Raw genomic sequence first — 15,498 nt, 5'->3', positions numbered from 1 at the left:
GACACGGCCGAGATGTCTTCCCCTTTGTCCGTTCCGCGCAGTTCTGGGGCACCCGGTAGGAAATCGTCGCGAAATCGCTTATGTGAGCGCGATGCCTCGTTGATCGAGGATCAGAGAATCCGCCGGACGTGATGGAAAAGAGCGATTACAAAAAGGTGCGGCTTGCCATAGCCCCGATGATGGACTGGACGGATCGGCATTGCCGGTTCTTCCACCGCCAGTTGACGCGCCGGGCTCTGCTCTACACCGAGATGGTTGTGGCCGATGCCGTCATCCATGGCGCTCGCGAGCGGCTGCTCGGCTTCGATGACGCTGAGCATCCGGTTGCCCTGCAGGTTGGCGGATCGGATCCGGCAAAACTCGCCGAGGCGGCGCGGATCGGCGAGGCCTTCGGCTATGACGAGGTCAACCTCAATGTCGGCTGCCCGTCCGACCGCGTCCAGTCGGGCACGTTCGGCGCCTGCCTGATGAAGACGCCGGTTCTGGTCGCCGAATGCGTCGCGGCGATGAAGGCTTCGGTGAAAATCCCCGTCACGGTCAAATGCCGCATCGGCGTCGACGAGCAAGACCCGGAGCCTGCTCTCGATATGCTTGCCGACAGCGTTCTCGCCGCCGGCGCCGACGCGCTCTGGGTGCATGCCCGCAAGGCCTGGCTGGAGGGGCTGAGCCCCAAGGAGAACCGGGAAATTCCACCGCTCGACTATCCGCGCGTCTACCGGCTGAAGGCCAGAAAGCCGGACGAATTCATCGGCATCAATGGCGGCATTCAATCGCTCGCCGAGGCGTCGGCTCATCTCGGGCATGTCGACGGCGCGATGCTCGGCCGCGCGGCCTATCACACGCCCGGCATCCTTGCCGGCGTCGATGCCGCCTTCTACGGCGAGGCGGCAACCACCTCCGACTACGCGGCGCTGATCGACGCCATGGCCGACTACGCTGCGCGCCATATCGAGCGAGGCGGGCGGCTTGGCCACATTACGCGCCACATGGTCGGACTGTTCCACGGCTTGCCTGGCGCGCGCCGCTTCCGGCAAATCCTGTCGACGGATGCGAACAGGCCTGGCGCCGGGGCGGAGGTGTTGAAGACCGCGTTTTCCGCAATCGATTTCGCGGCGGCGGAAGCCGAGGCAGCCTGACCTTCGGTTGCGTCGCGTTTTAAGTCATTTTCTTATGCATGTCGTGGTCCCAGAACCGCTACGCCCTTCTGGGCGACATGCATTAGTCCCGCAGGATCATGCGGTCGCCGCGCACGTCGAAGCCCGACAATGAACCGATGAAGTTCATGCCGAGCAGGCTTTGGTCCAACATGCCGGGCGCAGCGACCATCACCGACATGTCCTTGCGCACGATGCCGCCGATCGCCACCTCGTCGGTCTTGACCGTCGCCGCGCGCGCCATGCCGTTGGCGGTGGAGACGTCCACGCTGTAGCTGAGCGCCGCCGGGTTGAACCCCGCGGCTTGCGCATCTTCGGACGTCAGCACCGTGCTCGTCGCACCCGTGTCGACCACGGCGCGCACCGGCGTGCCGTTGACCAGGATGCGGGCCTCGAAATGACCGTTGTCGGCCTTGTCGAGCGTGACGGTCGGGCGGCCGTTCTCCACGCCGAGCGCCAGCGGGCTGCCCGGGACGAGGCCGGCGGTCACGCGGCTCGCGACGTCCTGCAGTTCGTAGCGATACTGGTAGCCGGCGATCAGCACGAGCACGAACGCGGCCCAGACGCCGAGATTGCGCGCCATGTCGCCCATCGGCCGGCCGGAGCGGAGCAGGCTCGCGCCGATCACCATGACCAGCACGCCGACCCAGATCAGCCGGCCGAAATCGTTGTTGGCCATGCCGAAGGTGTGGCCGGCTGAATTGTTGAGCATCAGCAGCACCAGCCCGACGCCGATCACCGCCATGACGATCCAGAACAGCCGGTTCATCGGTTTCTTCTCACAAGACGCCGCGCTCGCGCGCCATGCGGCTGCGCCGGGTTTCACGACGCGGCCGCCGCTCGACCGTTTCGAGCCGCGCCGGCAATTCGGACATCACCGCCCGGCGCGTTTCGGGGGTCATCGTCAGCCAGCCGGAAATCTCGTCGCGCGTGCGGCCGCAACCGAAGCAGAAGCCGGTTTTCATATCGATCGAACAGACCAGGATGCAGGGGGATTCGATGGCGGACATGCTGTTCTCTTGCCTTTATTCCACATGGTGCAACCGCCGGAGCAATGCAAGCCCTCCGCAATGCGCCACAAGGCAACGCGTTCGCGGCATCGTCAGGCGGTTGTGCCGGCTGGAGAAGGCGGCTATGCCGCTTGCGATTTCCGCAACGAACCGCGACCGACATAAATGACCGCAACGCCTTTCGACGATTTCCGAAGCCTCCTGGCGGCGTTGCCGCCTGCCGATGATGCGGCGGCGGCCCGTGTCCGCGCGCTGTTCGCCAAAGCGGACAAACCGAAGGAATCGCTCGGCCGCATCGAGCACATCGCGGCCTGGATTGCCGCCTGGAGCGGACGCGCGCCACCGGCGATCAACCGGCCGCTGATGGCGATCTTCGCCGGCAATCACGGCGCCGTCAGGCACGGCATTTCGCCGCGTCCGGTGGCGGCGACCGCCAACGAGGTCGAACTCTGCGCCGCAGGCGGCGCCGCGATCAACCAGGTCTGCGTCGCCAACGATCTCGGCCTGAAAGTCTTCGACCTCGCCTTGGACATTCCCACGGGCGACGTTACCGAGGAAGCCGCGCTCGACGAACGCGGCTGCGCCGCGACCATGGCCTTCGGCATGGAGGCGGTGGCGGGCGGCGCCGATCTTCTGTGCCTTGGCGATCTCGGAGTCGGCAATTCGACGATCGCCGCCGCGCTTTGCGCCGCGCTGTTCGGCGGCAGCGGGGCCGATTGGGTCGGGCCGGGGTCGGGCGCCGACGCTGCGATGACCGCGCGCAAGGCCGAGGTCGTCGATCGGGCGCTGGCATTCCACGGTTCCGGCCTGGACGATCCGCTCGAGGCCTTGCGCAGGGTCGGCGGGCGCGAGTTCGCGGCGATCTGCGGCGCCATTCTGGCGGCGCGCATGGAGAAGATTCCTGTCCTGCTCGACGGGTTCGCGGCGATCGCGGCGGCCGCTGCCCTTTACGCGGCCAATCCTGGCGCGCTCGATCACTGCCTGCTTGCCAGCCTGTCGCCGGAGCCCGGCCACGCCAAGGCGGCCGAACGGCTCGGACTGCGGCCACTGCTCGATTTCGGCATCAGCCATGGCGAAGGGGTAGGGGCCGCTCTCGCCGCCGGAATCGTCAAGGCCGCGGCGTTGACCAGTTCCGGCATGGCGATGGCTATCCGGCTTTAGAGCCGACAGGGATTGCCTCAGCGGCGCCCCCGCGCCGCAACGGTCTTGGTCGGCAAAGCCGGCAGTTCTTCCATCACCCGGCTCAACGGGAAAATGGCGATCGCCTCGGTGCCCTCACGCAGCTTGGAATGCAGCTCGAACTCGCCGCCATGCATGGCGAGCAGGCCCTGCACGATCGGCAGGCCGAGGCCGGTTCCCTGTTCGGCGCTTTTGATGGCGATGGAGCCCTGGCCGAAAGCGGAAAGCACCACCGGGATTTCCTCCTCCGGTATGCCCGGTCCGTTGTCCTTGACCGAGATGTACTGGCCGCCGCCGGCGGTCCAGCCGACGCGTACGCGCACTTCGCCGCCGGACGGAGTGAACTTGATCGAATTGGACAGGAGGTTGAGCGTGATCTGCCTGACTGCGCGCTCATCGGCGAAGAGCCGCGGCAAGGTCTCCTCGAATTCCTGGATGACGCGGATGTCCTTGTTGCGGGCACGCAGCTCCATCATGTGGCAGCAGTCTTCGACGATCGTCGGCAGCACCACCGGCTCCTCGTTGAGCTGGTAGCGGCCGGCCTCGATGCGCGACAAATCGAGGATCTCGTTGATCAGGTCGAGCAGGTGCTGTCCGGACTCGTGCACGTCATGGGCATAGTCGCGGTAGGTCGGATTGTTCATCGGCCCCAGCACTTCATTGGCCATCACTTCGGAGAAGCCAAGGATGGCGTTGAGCGGCGTCCTGAGTTCGTGGCTCATGGAGGCGAGAAAACGCGATTTCGCCAGATTGGCGTCCTCGGCGCGCCGCCTTGCCTCGTCCGACATCGATTTGGCCGTCTCCACCTCGGCGATCAGCGCGTCCTTCTCCGAGCGGAAGGAGAGCAGCATCAACGATGCCCGGTTGAGATGACGCGCGACGTAGCCGAAGAAGGGAAGCGCGGCGATAAGCAACGCCGCCATCGTGGCTTCGATCGGCGTCCACAGGCGCAGGATGGTGTAGACGTAAACGGCAACGGGAATGGCAAAGGTGGCCAGCAGGGCGCCGCCAAGCGAGGAGGCCATCACGGCGGTCGTCGCCATGGCGACCAGCAGCACCATGGCCTTGGCCACATGGAACTGGTCGATCTGGCAGGTGTCGCAGCCGATCCAGGCGAACCACGCCCAGCCAAGGCCGCACAGGAAGTGGCCGATCAAGAAGTCGCGGCGCGTCTGCGCCGGGTCGAGTTCGGCTGCCTCGGTTCGCTCCACGCGACGCGCCATGAAAGCGACGATCGCGTAGCAAAGCAGCATCGACAAGGCCCAGATGGTGACTTGGCTGTCCAGGCCCGCTAGCCGACCAACGGCCGCCACGGCGAGCACGAGCAGCGGGATCGCGACCGCGCCGACCACCATGGCGCGCGCATGCAGTTTCAGCAGTTCACGGTCGAAGTCGAGGCTGCCAGCCTGCTGCGAGAGGCGGTCGCGCGTCTTGCGCACCGCGCGCGCCACATCGCTGTTGCGGTGCGGTTTACGGCGGTCCACAATAAATTTATCCGCTGTGTTCGAGCGTTGCAAAGGCATACAGACTTCAATTTCTGCGCGCAGCGACTATCAGTTCGTTAAGCTACGTTCGAATGATTAAGAGACTGTTTGCCATATGAGCCGTTTCGGGCCGCGAGGACCGCGCCGATGCTACGCGGCAAGCTCGCCGCGAAGCCTCTGGCGCCAGCTGCTGGACTATGGGCTGGCCTTCCTCTTGCTCGGATTGCTTATCCTGGTGGCGGCGCGCCTCGACCGCTTCGAAACACGCAAGGAGCAAGGCACGGCGATCGTCAATGACGGCGATTCGATCACGCTAGGGACCGAGCGCATTCGCATGCGCGGCATCGACGCTCCGGAGTATCAGCAGACCTGCCAAAAGGCCGGCGCCGACTATCCCTGCGGCAAGCTGGCGCGGCAGGCGCTGGTACGCCTGATCGCCGGCAGGCCTGTTTCCTGCAGCGGCTGGCAGCGCGACCGCTACGGCCGCCTGCTCGGCGACTGCAGGGCAGGTGACGCCGACCTGAACCGGGCCCAGGTGCGGGCCGGATGGGCGGTTGCCTTCGGCGACTTCGAGACCGAGGAAGCGGTGGCGAGAGCGGCCAAGGCCGGCATCTGGGCAGGCGCCTTCGAGGAGCCGCAGCAATGGCGTGACAGCCATCACAGTGCGCCGGTCGAGAGAAAGCACGGCATGCTGGCCTCGTTCGGCGACGTGCTGCGCGAATTTGTTCGCTTCTGGTGATGGGCGGAGCCGCCTATGATCCGATGGAGAAGCTGGAGGATGGAATGAAGTTGTTCGATGGCGGCCGAGCGCCCAACCCCCGGCGCGTGCGCGTCTTCCTTGCCGAGAAGGGATTGACGGTGCCGCTGGTGCCCGTCGACATGGGCGCGCTGGAGCATCGCGGCGAGCAGGTGGCGCAGCGCAATCCGCTGCGGCGCCTGCCTGTGCTCGAGCTCGACGACGGCACCATCATCACCGAATCGATCGCCATTTGCCGCTATTTCGAGGAGTTGCATCCCAAGCCCGCGCTGTTCGGCACGGGCGCGCTCGGCAAGGCCATGGTCGAGATGTGGCAAAGGCGCATGGAACTGAACCTGATGGCCAGTGTCGCCGCCGCGTTTCGGCACATCCATCCTGCGATGAAGGAGTGGGAAGTGCCGCAAATCCCGGAATGGGGCGAGGCCAACAAACCGAAAGCGATCGAATTCCTGCACCTCCTCGACCACGAACTGGCGGAGCGCGAATTCGCCGCCGGCGATAGCTACTCGGTCGCCGACATCACCGGCATGATCGCCATCGATTTCATGAAGCCGGCACGCATCAGGGTGCCGGAGGAGTGTACGAATGTGCTGCGCTGGTACGCGGCGCTTACAAGCCGACCGAGCGCAGCGGCCTGAGCGACAACAATTGGATAGTCAGCATGATAGGAGAGAAGCGCTGGAGCGCCTCACCGCCAGGGTGCGGACCTGCCGCATCTGCGTCGAGGAGCCGCTTGGGCGGCCTTTACCGCATGAGCCGCGGCCGGTGCTGCAGCCGTCCTCCACCGCGCGGGTCCTGCTTGCCGGCCAGGCGCCGGGCACAAAAGTGCATTTGTCGGGCGTGCCGTTCACCGACGCATCCGGAGACCGGCTGAGAAGCTGGCTCGGTGTGAGCAGCGATGAGTTCTACGACACCGAAAAATTCGCCATCGTTCCGATGGGCTTTTGCTTTCCCGGACAGGACGCCAAGGGTGGCGACTTGCCGCCGCGCCGCGAATGCGCGCCAGCCTGGCGCGCTCAATTGATGGCGCTGATGCCGCAGATCGACCTGGTTCTGACCATCGGCGGCTATGCGCAGGCCTGGCATATGGGTACGACACGCCTGCCGTCGCTGACCGAGACAGTCAGGAACTGGCGCGCCATATGGGATGGACCGGCCGTCCCGAAAGTGCTGCCGCTGCCGCATCCATCCTGGCGAAACACCGGCTGGCTGAAGAAGAATCCCTGGTTTGAAATGGATTTGCTGCCCTTCCTGAGGTCGGAAATCCGCTATCGCATCGATTAGGCATCTTGCAAGAAATCACTCGCTTTTGCCGCCATCGGCAGAATTTCTTTCTTGTGAAAGGCTTGGATAAAAGGGACTATAGCCAAACTATTCCCCTGGAGCTTCCCAATGGATCGTCTCGACAGAAAAATTCTCCGCCTCCTGCAGGAGGACGCGACGCTCGCGGTCGCCGATGTCGCCAAGAAAGTCGGCCTGTCGACCACGCCGTGCTGGCGGCGCATCCAGAAGCTCGAGGAGGAGGGCGTCATCCAGCGGCGCGTTGCCATTCTCGACCATGTGAAGGTCAATGTGCGCGTCACCGTCTTCGTGTCGATCCGCACCAATTCGCACAGCCATGAATGGCTGCGGCGCTTCTCCGAGGTCATCCAGGAATTCCCGGAAGTGGTCGAGTTCTACCGCATGAGCGGCGACGTCGATTACCTGCTGCGCGTGGTGGTTCCGGATATTGCCGCCTATGACGCTTTCTACAAGCGGTTGATTGCCAAGATCGAGATCCGCGACGTCTCCTCGTCCTTCGCCATGGAGCAGATCAAATACACGACCGAGATCCCGCTCGACTACATGGTGCTGGACAAGGAATCGGGCGCGAACGCGGCGTGATCACAGGGTGCTCGCCGATTCCCGCACTTGAGTGGGGCGGCGAGCTTAGTTCTTCCTTTTGTTGAGGAAATTCCACGGCGAGTTGACCGGCAGCGTGACCGTGTCCGGCACGCTGTCGACGCTTGCCACCCCGGCCCTGCGCACCGTGTAGCCCGACTGGACGATCGAGACGCCGTCGAGGATGAAGAGCTGGCTCTTCTCCATGCCGGGCTTCAGCACGCCGGTGACGGCGACCGGCTCGTAGGTCTCTTTCATCTTGTAGGGGTGCGCCGGCGTCACCAGCACGATCTGGTTCGGCGGCGGCGTCGGCATGTGGCTGCAGGCGCCGGTCCACGGCACCAGCAGGAACTGGTAGACGAGGTCGCCATCGCGATCGACTGGCAATGCATAGCCGGCTAATTGTATCGTCTTGTCCTGCAGATTGAGCGACAAGGTCTCACCGTGGTCTGGCAGTTTTGCCGCGATCATCGGCAGGTTCGCGTCCTCGGCAACGGCTTGCGTGGCTGGTCGCAGGTCCTTCCACAGGATATGCGCGACATCGGCCGCATCGGCTCCCGGGGCAGCGAACAGGAGCACGGCCGCCAACATCGCGCACGATCTGAAACGCTTGTTCATGGTTGCTCCATCCTCCGCCTGTCCATTGGCGGAATCGAGTAAAAGCGTCGTGACCGGTCCAGGCTCAACGGCTCAACCGCATCACATGCCGGCGCGTGCCGGCGGTGCCGATTTCATGGAAGCCTCGCGCGACGAACATGTCGCGAAAACCCATGAAGCGATAGCTCGGCGCCGCCTCGTCGACGGGATAGGCCTCGATGATGCGTGCGCCTTTGCGGAAGGCATGGTTGATCGCCGCATCGAGCAGGGCGGAGGCCAGCCCGCCGCCGCGCAAAGCCCTCGGCACATAGAAGCAGACGATCGACCATATGCCTGCTTCGGTGTCGTCCTGCTGCTTCGAAAGTCTCCGGTAGGTCTCGCGCGGCGCGACCGAGCACCAGCCGACGGGTCTGCCGTCCAACTCGGCGACGATGCCGATCGGGGTGCCGGCATCGATGAGCGCCATCATCATGCGCTTCTTCTCACCGTGCTCGCGGCTGGAATGGCGCCAGGCCATGCACCAGCAATATTTCGGCGCGCCCGGCTGCTCGAACAGGCTCTCGAAGCCGGCGCGTGTCTCCGGCGTCACCTCGACGAAGCGAATCCCGGCAAGGTCAGGTCTTTGCGGCTGCGAGCCTTTCGATCTGTCTGGCATCGGTCAGTTCCTTCACCGCATCCTTGCCGATCCAGCGTGCCGTCTTGTCGGGCGATGCCGCCAGTTTTTTCGCCAGCGCAAGGGCAGGGGCGTGCAGGCTCATCGACCGCTTGCCGATCTGCCGCAACGCCCAATTGACCGCCTTGCGGACGAAATTGCGCGGGTCGCCGGCATGTCTCTCGATCAGCGGCAGATAGGCAAGGAAGGTCGCGTCCGGCTCTTTCTTGAAATGCACCGCGCTCCAGGCCAGCATGGCGAAGGCGGTGCGGCGGACGAATTCGCGTTCGTCTTCGGCAAACTCGTCGATCAGTTCGCGCCAGAACGGCGTTTCGGCGAACAGGTCCGCGACGGTGTCGACGATCTCCCAGCTGTCGAAATCCGCCGCCCAGCGCCGGCATTGATCGATGCCGACCTTGTTCGGCTCGCCGGTGAAGGCCGCCATCAGCCGCGCTTCGCGGACACCGCTGTCCCACAGCAGAAGCGATCGCTCGTGGTTCTTCTTCAACTTGCGCGCCAGCGGCCGCAATTCGGAATTGCCGACGCCGAGCGCGCTCGTGGTGTTGATGCCGAAGCGCGCCATGCCTGCCCGGTTCGCCTCGGTGCCGATCGCGCGCAAATGAGCGACGATGTCGTCGGCGCTCCAGCTCGGATCGGGCAGGGGCATTGCGTCGCCTATTTTTCGAGGCGCGCGAGCAGCGAGGACGTGTCCCAGCGCTTGCCGCCCATGTCCTGCACATCCTTGTAGAATTGGTCGACAAGCGCCGTCACCGGCAGCTTGGCGCCGTTGCGGTTGGCCTCCGCCAGGCAGATGCCGAGATCCTTGCGCATCCAGTCGACGGCGAAGCCGAAATCATATTTGCCGGCATTCATCGTCTTGTGGCGGTTCTCCATCTGCCAGGAGCCGGCCGCTCCCTTGGAGATCACCTCGATCACCTTCTCGATGTCGAGCCCCGCCTTCTTGCCGAAATGGATGCCTTCGGCCAGCCCCTGAACGAGGCCGGCAATGGCGATCTGGTTGATCATTTTCGTCAGTTGGCCGGCACCCGCCGATCCCATCAGGCCGACCATGCGGGCGTAGGCGTCGATGACGGGCCTCGCCTTGTCGAAGGCGGCCTCATCGCCGCCGACCATGACGGTCAGCACGCCGTTCTCGGCGCCAGCCTGGCCGCCGGACACCGGCGCGTCGAGGAAGGAGAAACCCGCCTTGCGCGCGGCTTCGTCAAGCTCACGCGCGACCTCGGCCGAGGCGGTGGTGTTGTCGATGAAGATGGCGCCTTTCTTCATCGCGGCGAAGGCGCCGTTCGCACCTGTGGTGACCGAACGCAGATCATCGTCATTGCCGACGCAGGAGAAGACGAAGTCCTTGCCTTCGGCCGCTTCGGCCGGCGTCAGCGCCAGTTTGCCGCCATGCCGGGCCACCCACTGCTCGGCCTTTGCCTTGGTGCGGTTGTAGACGGTGACGTCATGGCCGCCCTTGTTCCTGAGGTGCCCGGCCATCGGATAGCCCATGACGCCAAGACCGAGAAATGCCACCGATGCCATGAGCTACCTTTCGCAAACGAAATTTCAGTTGCGGAAGCTCTAGGCCTTGCGGCGAATTCGTCAAGGCGCGGGGAGCCGCATCGACTGGCCCAGGCCCACGCGGTTTCGGCCTAGCGGTGCAGGTGGACAGTGATGCGCCGCTCGATCCATTCGACGCCGTGGCGCAGGATCTCGACCATCACCAGATAGACGATCGCCACCCAGATATAGGCCTGGATGTCGAAGGATTTTGCGTAGGCGAGCTTGGCGTTGCCCATCAGGTCGTAGACCGTGATGATGGCGACGATCGCCGAAGCCTTGATCATCAGGATGAGTTCGTTGCCGTAGGGTCTCAGCGCGACGATGATCGCCTGGGGCAGGACGACTTTGCGCAGCGTCTGCAATTTGTGCAGGCCGAGCGAGGCTGCACCTTCCCATTGGCCGCGCGGCACGCTTTCGATGGCGCCACGCAGGATTTCGGCCTGGTAGGCGGCGGTGTTGAGCGAGAAGGCAAACATGCCGCAATAGAAAGCTTCGCGGAAGAACCACCACAGCCCGACCGTCTCAAGCTCCGGCCGGAACGAGCCTACGCCGTAATAGACCAGGTAGGTCTGCACGAGCAGCGGCGTGCCGCGGAAGAAGTAGACATAGCAATAGGCAAGCCCGGACAGGATCCTGTTCTTCGACATGCGGCCGTAGGCGACGGGAAGCGACAGGATGGCACCAAGGACCATCGAGATGGCGACCAGCGACAGCGTGGTGCCCAAGCCTTGAAGATAGGCTGGCGCGTATCTGGCGAAGAACGCGGCGTTCCATGCGTAAACCAGATAGGCAACAATGCCGACGCCGAACAGAATCCAGATGCCGACCAGCGCGGAGCCAACGATGCGGGCTCGCGGCCAGCCGCGCGCTTGCGGCGGCGGCTTGTCGATGGCGATAGCCTGGCTGACGCTCATCGCGCCTCCCTCCGTCCGAGGTGGCGCAGGATGTAGCTCGTGGCGATCGACGACAGGACGGCCAGCGCCAGGAAGATCAGCGCCGCAACGCTGTAGAACAGGAAGGAATGTTTGGTGACGCGCGCCGCGACGCCGGATTGGCGCAAGGTTTCGGCCAGATTGACCACCGAGACCAGCGAGGTGTCCTTGAGCAGGCTCAGCCAGCAATTCTCCAGGCCCGGAAAAGCGATGCGTATCAGCTGCGGCAGGACGATGAGCCGCATCGTCTGCCATTTCGACAGGCCAATGGCGTAACCACCCTCATACTGGCCTTTCGGAATGGCACGAAACGCGGAGAGAAAGACCTCGCTGGCGTAGGAGGAGAAGATCAGCGACAGCACGATCATGCCGGCGATGAAGCTGTTGACGTCGATCGTCGCGTCGGGATTGAACAGCCGCACGACATGTTGCAGGAGAAGCGGCATGCCAAAGAAGAACAGGAACAGTGTCACCAGTTCGGGCAGACCGCGAAAGACGGTGGTGTAGATATTGCCGGCCAGGCGCAGCGACGGCTCTTCATGCTGCTTGGCGAAGGCGACGAAAAAGCCGATCACCAGGCCAATCGGCAGTGTGGCAAGCGCCAGCGCAATGGTGACCAGAACGCCAGACGCAATGTCGTCACTCCAGCCATCCGGTCCCCAACTGAGAAGTGTCCAAATGCTTTGGGCCGGCATTGACGGGTCGTGTCTCCGTGGCGATCCCGGAAGAATTTAAGGACGGCAAGGGATGCCTCACCGCCCTTGGCTTGTCGATCAGGATTCGGCGCCGTAGACGTCGAACTTGAAGTACTTGTCGTTGATTTCCTTGTACTTTCCGTTCTTGCGGATGGCGTCGATCGCGGTATTCAGCTTGTTGACCAGATCGGTCTCGCCCTTGCGCACGGCGATGCCGGCGCCCGGTCCGAAGATATCGACCGGCTGCGGCGAAGGCTGACCGAGGATCTTGCAGCAAGCGCCGTCCGGCGAATCCAGCCACTGCTGCAACACGACGATGTCGTCCTCGATGGCGTCGAGACGGCCATTGGCGAGGTCGGCCTGTTCCTCGGGGCTGCTCGGATAGCCCTTGATGGTGCTGTCGGTGTAGGTCTTCGAAGCATAGTTGTAATGCGTGGTCGTGGTGGCGACGCCGATGTTCTTGCCGGCGAGGTCTTCCTTGGTCACGCCCTTGAGCGGCGAATCCTTCGGCACGGCGATGGCCGACGGGGTGTTGTAGTATTTGTGGGTGAAGTCGACCTTCTCGGCGCGCTCGGGCGTGATCGACATCGAGGCGACGATGGCGTCGAACTTGCCGGCCTGGAGCGCCGGGATGATGCCGTCCCAATCCTGCGCGACGAAGGTGCACTTCACCTTCATCTCGTCGCAGAGCGCCTTGGCGATATCGACGTCGAAGCCGACCAACTGGCCGTCCGAGGTCAGGTTGTTGAAGGGCGGATACGCGCCTTCGGTGCCGATCCTCAGGGTCTTTTCCTGAGCCTGGGCGACGCCAAGTGTCAGCAGCGCGGCCGAAGCGGCAAGCGCGATACGCAGTGCAATACGCATGATAATCCTCTCATATTGTCATGGCCGCTGTCCCGTGCGGCTCTTGTGGGCGGAGCTTCTTTACCGCCCGCTGAGGCGGATACTCCCACTCTTTCCAAGAAAAAAGCAACTGCAAATCAACGCCAAACGACAATCAGGATGTGCCGCTGCGTTACTTGGTTTGAGCCATGAGACCTGTGCTGCGCTCGACAAAGTCGGCTATCGATTTCGTGTCATCGAGATCGAAAACCGGCAACGTTTCGCCTTCGACTGTAAAGTCGGCGGCAATGGCGACAATGTTGGGATCGTTGGCCGAAAGCGGCGTCCGGTCCTTGGCCTCGAGCCGCCTTGCCTCGATCTTCTTATGCGCTTGGCGCTTATAGCCTTCGACCAGGACGATATCCGAAGGCGCCAGGCGCGCCAGGATGTCGTCCAGCGTCGGTTCGTTCTCTCCGCGCAATTCGTGCATCAGCGCCCAGCGCCGGCCGGAGACGATCGCGACCTCGGTGGCGCCCGCCTGCCGATGGCGGAAGCTGTCGGCGCCCGGCTTGTCGATGTCGAAGTCATGGTGGGCGTGCTTCACCGTCGAAACCGTCCAGCCGCGCGCCACCAGTTCGGTGACCAGCTTTTCCGTCAGGGTCGTCTTGCCGGAGTTCTTCCAGCCGGTGATGCCGAATACGCGTCTCATGGCCCGAGGCTTTGCAACAGACGCTCCGCCGCCGCAAGGTCGTCCGGCGTATTGACGTTGAAGAACGGATCGATCTTCAGGTTGCCGGCCTCGATCATGGGGAATTCGACCTCGACATAACCTTGGCGCTGCATGAAGGCCGAAACCCGCCGGTTGTCCTCGTCAACCATGAAATGACGCAAGGCGTCGCGCAGGCTGAGCGGCCAAAGCGCGAAGGTCGGATGCCATCTGCCGCCCGAGCTGGCGGCGGCGATCGCGCCAGGCCGGTCGTGAACTGCCGCGACTAGGCGCTCGACGAGGTCGCCGGGGAAGAACGGCGTGTCGCCGGCGGCGCTCATCAGCCACCGGCAGCTCGTTTGCGTCGTCGCCCATTCGAGGCCGGTGAGAATGCCAGCCAGCGGCCCGGCATGGCCCGGCACCGTATCCTCCAGCACCGGCAGGTCCAGGGCGGCAAACCGCGCCGGATCGCCGTTCGCGTTGAGCCCCAGGGTCGCGACCTGCGACTTCAATCGGCGGGCGACATGATCGATCAATCTGTCATCACCAAGCGAAAGCAACGGCTTGTCGCCGCCGCCCATCCGGCGCGACTGGCCTCCCGCCAGAATGATCCCCGCAACATGTCGGTCCATCGGCCTATATGCCGTCCGGCGCCATGTCGGGTCCAGCGCTTTCAGCGGCGGGTTGCTGCTTGCCGACGACGCGCTCGCGGTAGAGCGCATAGAGGCCGGAGCCGATGATGATGACTGCGCCGACGATCATGGGCAGGTCTGGGACGTCGCCGAAGATGACGAGGCCGAGCAGGATCGACCAGAGCAGGGCGGTATAGCGGTAGGGTGCGATGAAGGAGATGTCGCCCGAGCGCATCGCCATTATGATGAACTGATAGCCGATGAGCACCAGCACCGCCGCCAATGCCAACAGAGCTGTCGCCTTGCCGCTCATCGGCGTCCAGCCGCCCATCGGTGACAAAAGCAGCGCACCAAGGACCGTCATGGCAAGCGCGGTCGCCGTCGACACCAGCATGGTCGGGATCGCCTCGGGGATGCGCTTGGTGGAGAGGTCGCGCACAGCGCAGCAGGCGACGCTGGCCAATGCCACCAGCGAATAGACACTGAACCCTTCGAAACCCGGCCGCACGATGATGAGCACGCCGACGAAACCGGCGGCAATGGCGGTCCAGCGTCGCCAGCCGACGCTTTCGCCGAAGACCAATGCCGCGCCCATGGTGACCGCCAGCGGCAGAGCCTGCATGACGGCCGAGACATTGCCGATCGGCAGATGCGCAAGCGCGATGAGGAACGACACGGTGGCGCCCGCTTCGCCGGCGACGCGCATGGCCACCATCGGCTGCAGCATGGCGGCCGGATTGGCAAGCGCGCCGCGCCGCCAGGCCAGCAGACCGACGAAGAAGGATGCGAAGGCGCCGCGCACCAGCATGACCTGCGCCATGTTCATCGATTCGGAAGAGAATTTGGTGATCGCGTCGTTCAAGGTGAAGCCGACCATGGCCACGATCATGAACAGCGCGCCGCGCAGGTTTGGCGAGAGAGGCAAAGGCGTTTCCGGATTCTATTTTAATTCAGCCGTCTAGCAGGCAGCCGGAAAACAGCAACGGCAAAGAAATGGGCCACGAATTTCTGCGTGGCCCATGAGGTCGATCTGCCGAGCTTTGGAAGGCTTACTTCGGCGTCAGAACTTCGGTGCCGTTGCCGTTCTGGCCGGCAATGGTCCACAGCCCGTGCAGGGAGCCGTCCTTCTCGATCTTGTAAACGACGAGACCGATCTCCTTGCCCATCGCATAGCCGGCGGAAAATGCATTGTCGTTGCGCATGCAGATGCCGTCCGAGGTCGAGCCGCCGGTTTCCCAGTGGATCGTGCAGGTCGTGTCGCTGGTCAGCGTGATGGTTGCCTCGCCGCCATATTTCGAGCCGTCGAAATTGGTGCCGGCGACGTTGTAGGTGCCGCCGATCGACTGAGCCGCGGCCGATACGGAAGCAACCCCAAGCATTGCAAGTGAAAGCATGAATGTGCGCATGTGCACTCCCCCCTAGCGCGAAAAC

20 protein-coding genes are annotated in these 15,498 nt (G+C 63.8%); 6 read left to right on the top strand and 14 right to left on the bottom strand.

Annotation, left to right across the window (positions count from 1 at the left end):
- The first annotated feature begins 131 nt into the window (after positions 1-131).
- Positions 132-1,136 (top strand): tRNA dihydrouridine(20/20a) synthase DusA, encoded by a 1,005-nt coding sequence (gene dusA / locus FJ414_RS06755; RefSeq protein WP_140642633.1) that lies wholly within the window; start codon positions 132-134, stop codon positions 1,134-1,136.
- An 82-nt stretch (positions 1,137-1,218) separates the two neighbouring features.
- Here dusA and FJ414_RS06750 read toward each other — a convergent pair whose 3' ends face one another.
- Both FJ414_RS06750 and FJ414_RS06745 read right to left on the bottom strand, forming a co-directional pair.
- Positions 1,219-1,923 carry a TIGR02281 family clan AA aspartic protease gene (locus FJ414_RS06750; RefSeq protein WP_140642630.1) on the bottom strand — a complete coding sequence of 235 codons (705 nt, stop codon included), beginning with the start codon at positions 1,921-1,923 and terminating at the stop codon, positions 1,219-1,221.
- Between the two features lie 10 nt (positions 1,924-1,933).
- Entirely contained in the window at positions 1,934-2,164 is a 231-nt protein-coding gene (locus FJ414_RS06745) for a DUF1289 domain-containing protein (RefSeq protein ID WP_140642628.1), read from the bottom strand.
- Positions 2,165-2,329: 165 nt separating this feature from the next.
- Between FJ414_RS06745 and FJ414_RS06740 the strand changes: the two genes are divergently transcribed.
- Positions 2,330-3,325 (top strand): nicotinate-nucleotide--dimethylbenzimidazole phosphoribosyltransferase, encoded by a 996-nt coding sequence (locus FJ414_RS06740; protein WP_140642626.1) that lies wholly within the window; start codon positions 2,330-2,332, stop codon positions 3,323-3,325.
- Between the two features lie 17 nt (positions 3,326-3,342).
- Here FJ414_RS06740 and FJ414_RS06735 read toward each other — a convergent pair whose 3' ends face one another.
- Positions 3,343-4,866: a HAMP domain-containing sensor histidine kinase gene (locus FJ414_RS06735; RefSeq protein WP_140642624.1), complete on the bottom strand. Its 1,524-nt coding sequence runs from the start codon at positions 4,864-4,866 to the stop codon at positions 3,343-3,345.
- A 76-nt stretch (positions 4,867-4,942) separates the two neighbouring features.
- On the opposite strand from FJ414_RS06735, the gene FJ414_RS06730 reads away from it, so the two are divergent.
- From FJ414_RS06730 to FJ414_RS06715, 4 genes are all read left to right on the top strand, one after another.
- Entirely contained in the window at positions 4,943-5,566 is a 624-nt protein-coding gene (locus tag FJ414_RS06730; RefSeq protein ID WP_140642622.1) for a thermonuclease family protein, read from the top strand.
- 44 nt (positions 5,567-5,610) lie between these two features.
- A complete protein-coding gene (locus FJ414_RS06725) occupies positions 5,611-6,222 on the top strand; it encodes a glutathione S-transferase (RefSeq protein WP_140642620.1) in 612 nt (203 codons plus the stop codon).
- 10 nt (positions 6,223-6,232) lie between these two features.
- The gene (locus FJ414_RS06720) at positions 6,233-6,868 is read left to right on the top strand and encodes a uracil-DNA glycosylase family protein (protein WP_246672315.1); all 636 of its coding nucleotides are present in this window, start codon (positions 6,233-6,235) and stop codon (positions 6,866-6,868) included.
- Between the two features lie 108 nt (positions 6,869-6,976).
- Positions 6,977-7,468 carry an Lrp/AsnC family transcriptional regulator gene (locus FJ414_RS06715; RefSeq protein ID WP_140642616.1) on the top strand — a complete coding sequence of 164 codons (492 nt, stop codon included), beginning with the start codon at positions 6,977-6,979 and terminating at the stop codon, positions 7,466-7,468.
- Between the two features lie 45 nt (positions 7,469-7,513).
- On the opposite strand, the gene FJ414_RS06710 is transcribed toward FJ414_RS06715, so the two are convergent.
- The 11 genes from FJ414_RS06710 to FJ414_RS06660 all read right to left on the bottom strand — a co-directional run bounded on the left by FJ414_RS06710 (position 7,514) and on the right by FJ414_RS06660 (position 15,473).
- Positions 7,514-8,083: a DUF3299 domain-containing protein gene (locus tag FJ414_RS06710; RefSeq protein WP_140642613.1), complete on the bottom strand. Its 570-nt coding sequence runs from the start codon at positions 8,081-8,083 to the stop codon at positions 7,514-7,516.
- A 64-nt stretch (positions 8,084-8,147) separates the two neighbouring features.
- Positions 8,148-8,717 (bottom strand): GNAT family N-acetyltransferase, encoded by a 570-nt coding sequence (locus tag FJ414_RS06705; protein ID WP_140642611.1) that lies wholly within the window; start codon positions 8,715-8,717, stop codon positions 8,148-8,150.
- Positions 8,677-9,381 (bottom strand): DNA alkylation repair protein, encoded by a 705-nt coding sequence (locus FJ414_RS06700; protein WP_140642609.1) that lies wholly within the window; start codon positions 9,379-9,381, stop codon positions 8,677-8,679. The genes FJ414_RS06705 and FJ414_RS06700 overlap by 41 nt, the downstream gene beginning before the upstream one ends.
- An 8-nt stretch (positions 9,382-9,389) precedes the next feature.
- Positions 9,390-10,259, bottom strand: coding sequence for an NAD(P)-dependent oxidoreductase (locus FJ414_RS06695; RefSeq protein ID WP_140642607.1), 870 nt, complete (start codon positions 10,257-10,259; stop codon positions 9,390-9,392).
- Between the two features lie 110 nt (positions 10,260-10,369).
- A complete protein-coding gene (locus tag FJ414_RS06690; RefSeq protein ID WP_140642605.1) occupies positions 10,370-11,194 on the bottom strand; it encodes an ABC transporter permease in 825 nt (274 codons plus the stop codon).
- Positions 11,191-11,907 (bottom strand): ABC transporter permease, encoded by a 717-nt coding sequence (locus FJ414_RS06685; protein WP_140642603.1) that lies wholly within the window; start codon positions 11,905-11,907, stop codon positions 11,191-11,193. Before FJ414_RS06685 ends, FJ414_RS06690 begins: the two co-directional genes overlap by 4 nt.
- A 78-nt stretch (positions 11,908-11,985) precedes the next feature.
- The gene (locus FJ414_RS06680) at positions 11,986-12,771 is read right to left on the bottom strand and encodes an ABC transporter substrate-binding protein (RefSeq protein ID WP_140642600.1); all 786 of its coding nucleotides are present in this window, start codon (positions 12,769-12,771) and stop codon (positions 11,986-11,988) included.
- 151 nt (positions 12,772-12,922) lie between these two features.
- The gene (mobB, locus tag FJ414_RS06675; RefSeq protein WP_140642598.1) at positions 12,923-13,438 is read right to left on the bottom strand and encodes a molybdopterin-guanine dinucleotide biosynthesis protein B; all 516 of its coding nucleotides are present in this window, start codon (positions 13,436-13,438) and stop codon (positions 12,923-12,925) included.
- A complete protein-coding gene (gene mobA / locus FJ414_RS06670) occupies positions 13,435-14,067 on the bottom strand; it encodes a molybdenum cofactor guanylyltransferase MobA (protein WP_140642596.1) in 633 nt (210 codons plus the stop codon). The genes mobB and mobA overlap by 4 nt, the downstream gene beginning before the upstream one ends.
- A 4-nt stretch (positions 14,068-14,071) precedes the next feature.
- Positions 14,072-14,992, bottom strand: coding sequence for a DMT family transporter (locus FJ414_RS06665; RefSeq protein ID WP_140642594.1), 921 nt, complete (start codon positions 14,990-14,992; stop codon positions 14,072-14,074).
- A 124-nt stretch (positions 14,993-15,116) separates the two neighbouring features.
- On the bottom strand, positions 15,117-15,473 hold the full coding sequence (locus tag FJ414_RS06660) for a hypothetical protein (RefSeq protein WP_140642592.1): 357 nt from the start codon (positions 15,471-15,473) through the stop codon (positions 15,117-15,119).
- Positions 15,474-15,498: the final 25 nt, after the last annotated feature.

Source organism: Mesorhizobium sp. B3-1-6 (assembly GCF_006439555.1).
GTDB lineage: Bacteria > Pseudomonadota > Alphaproteobacteria > Rhizobiales > Rhizobiaceae > Mesorhizobium.
Note: the sequence above shows the minus strand (reverse complement) of the source record. Positions and strands in the feature narration are given on the sequence as shown.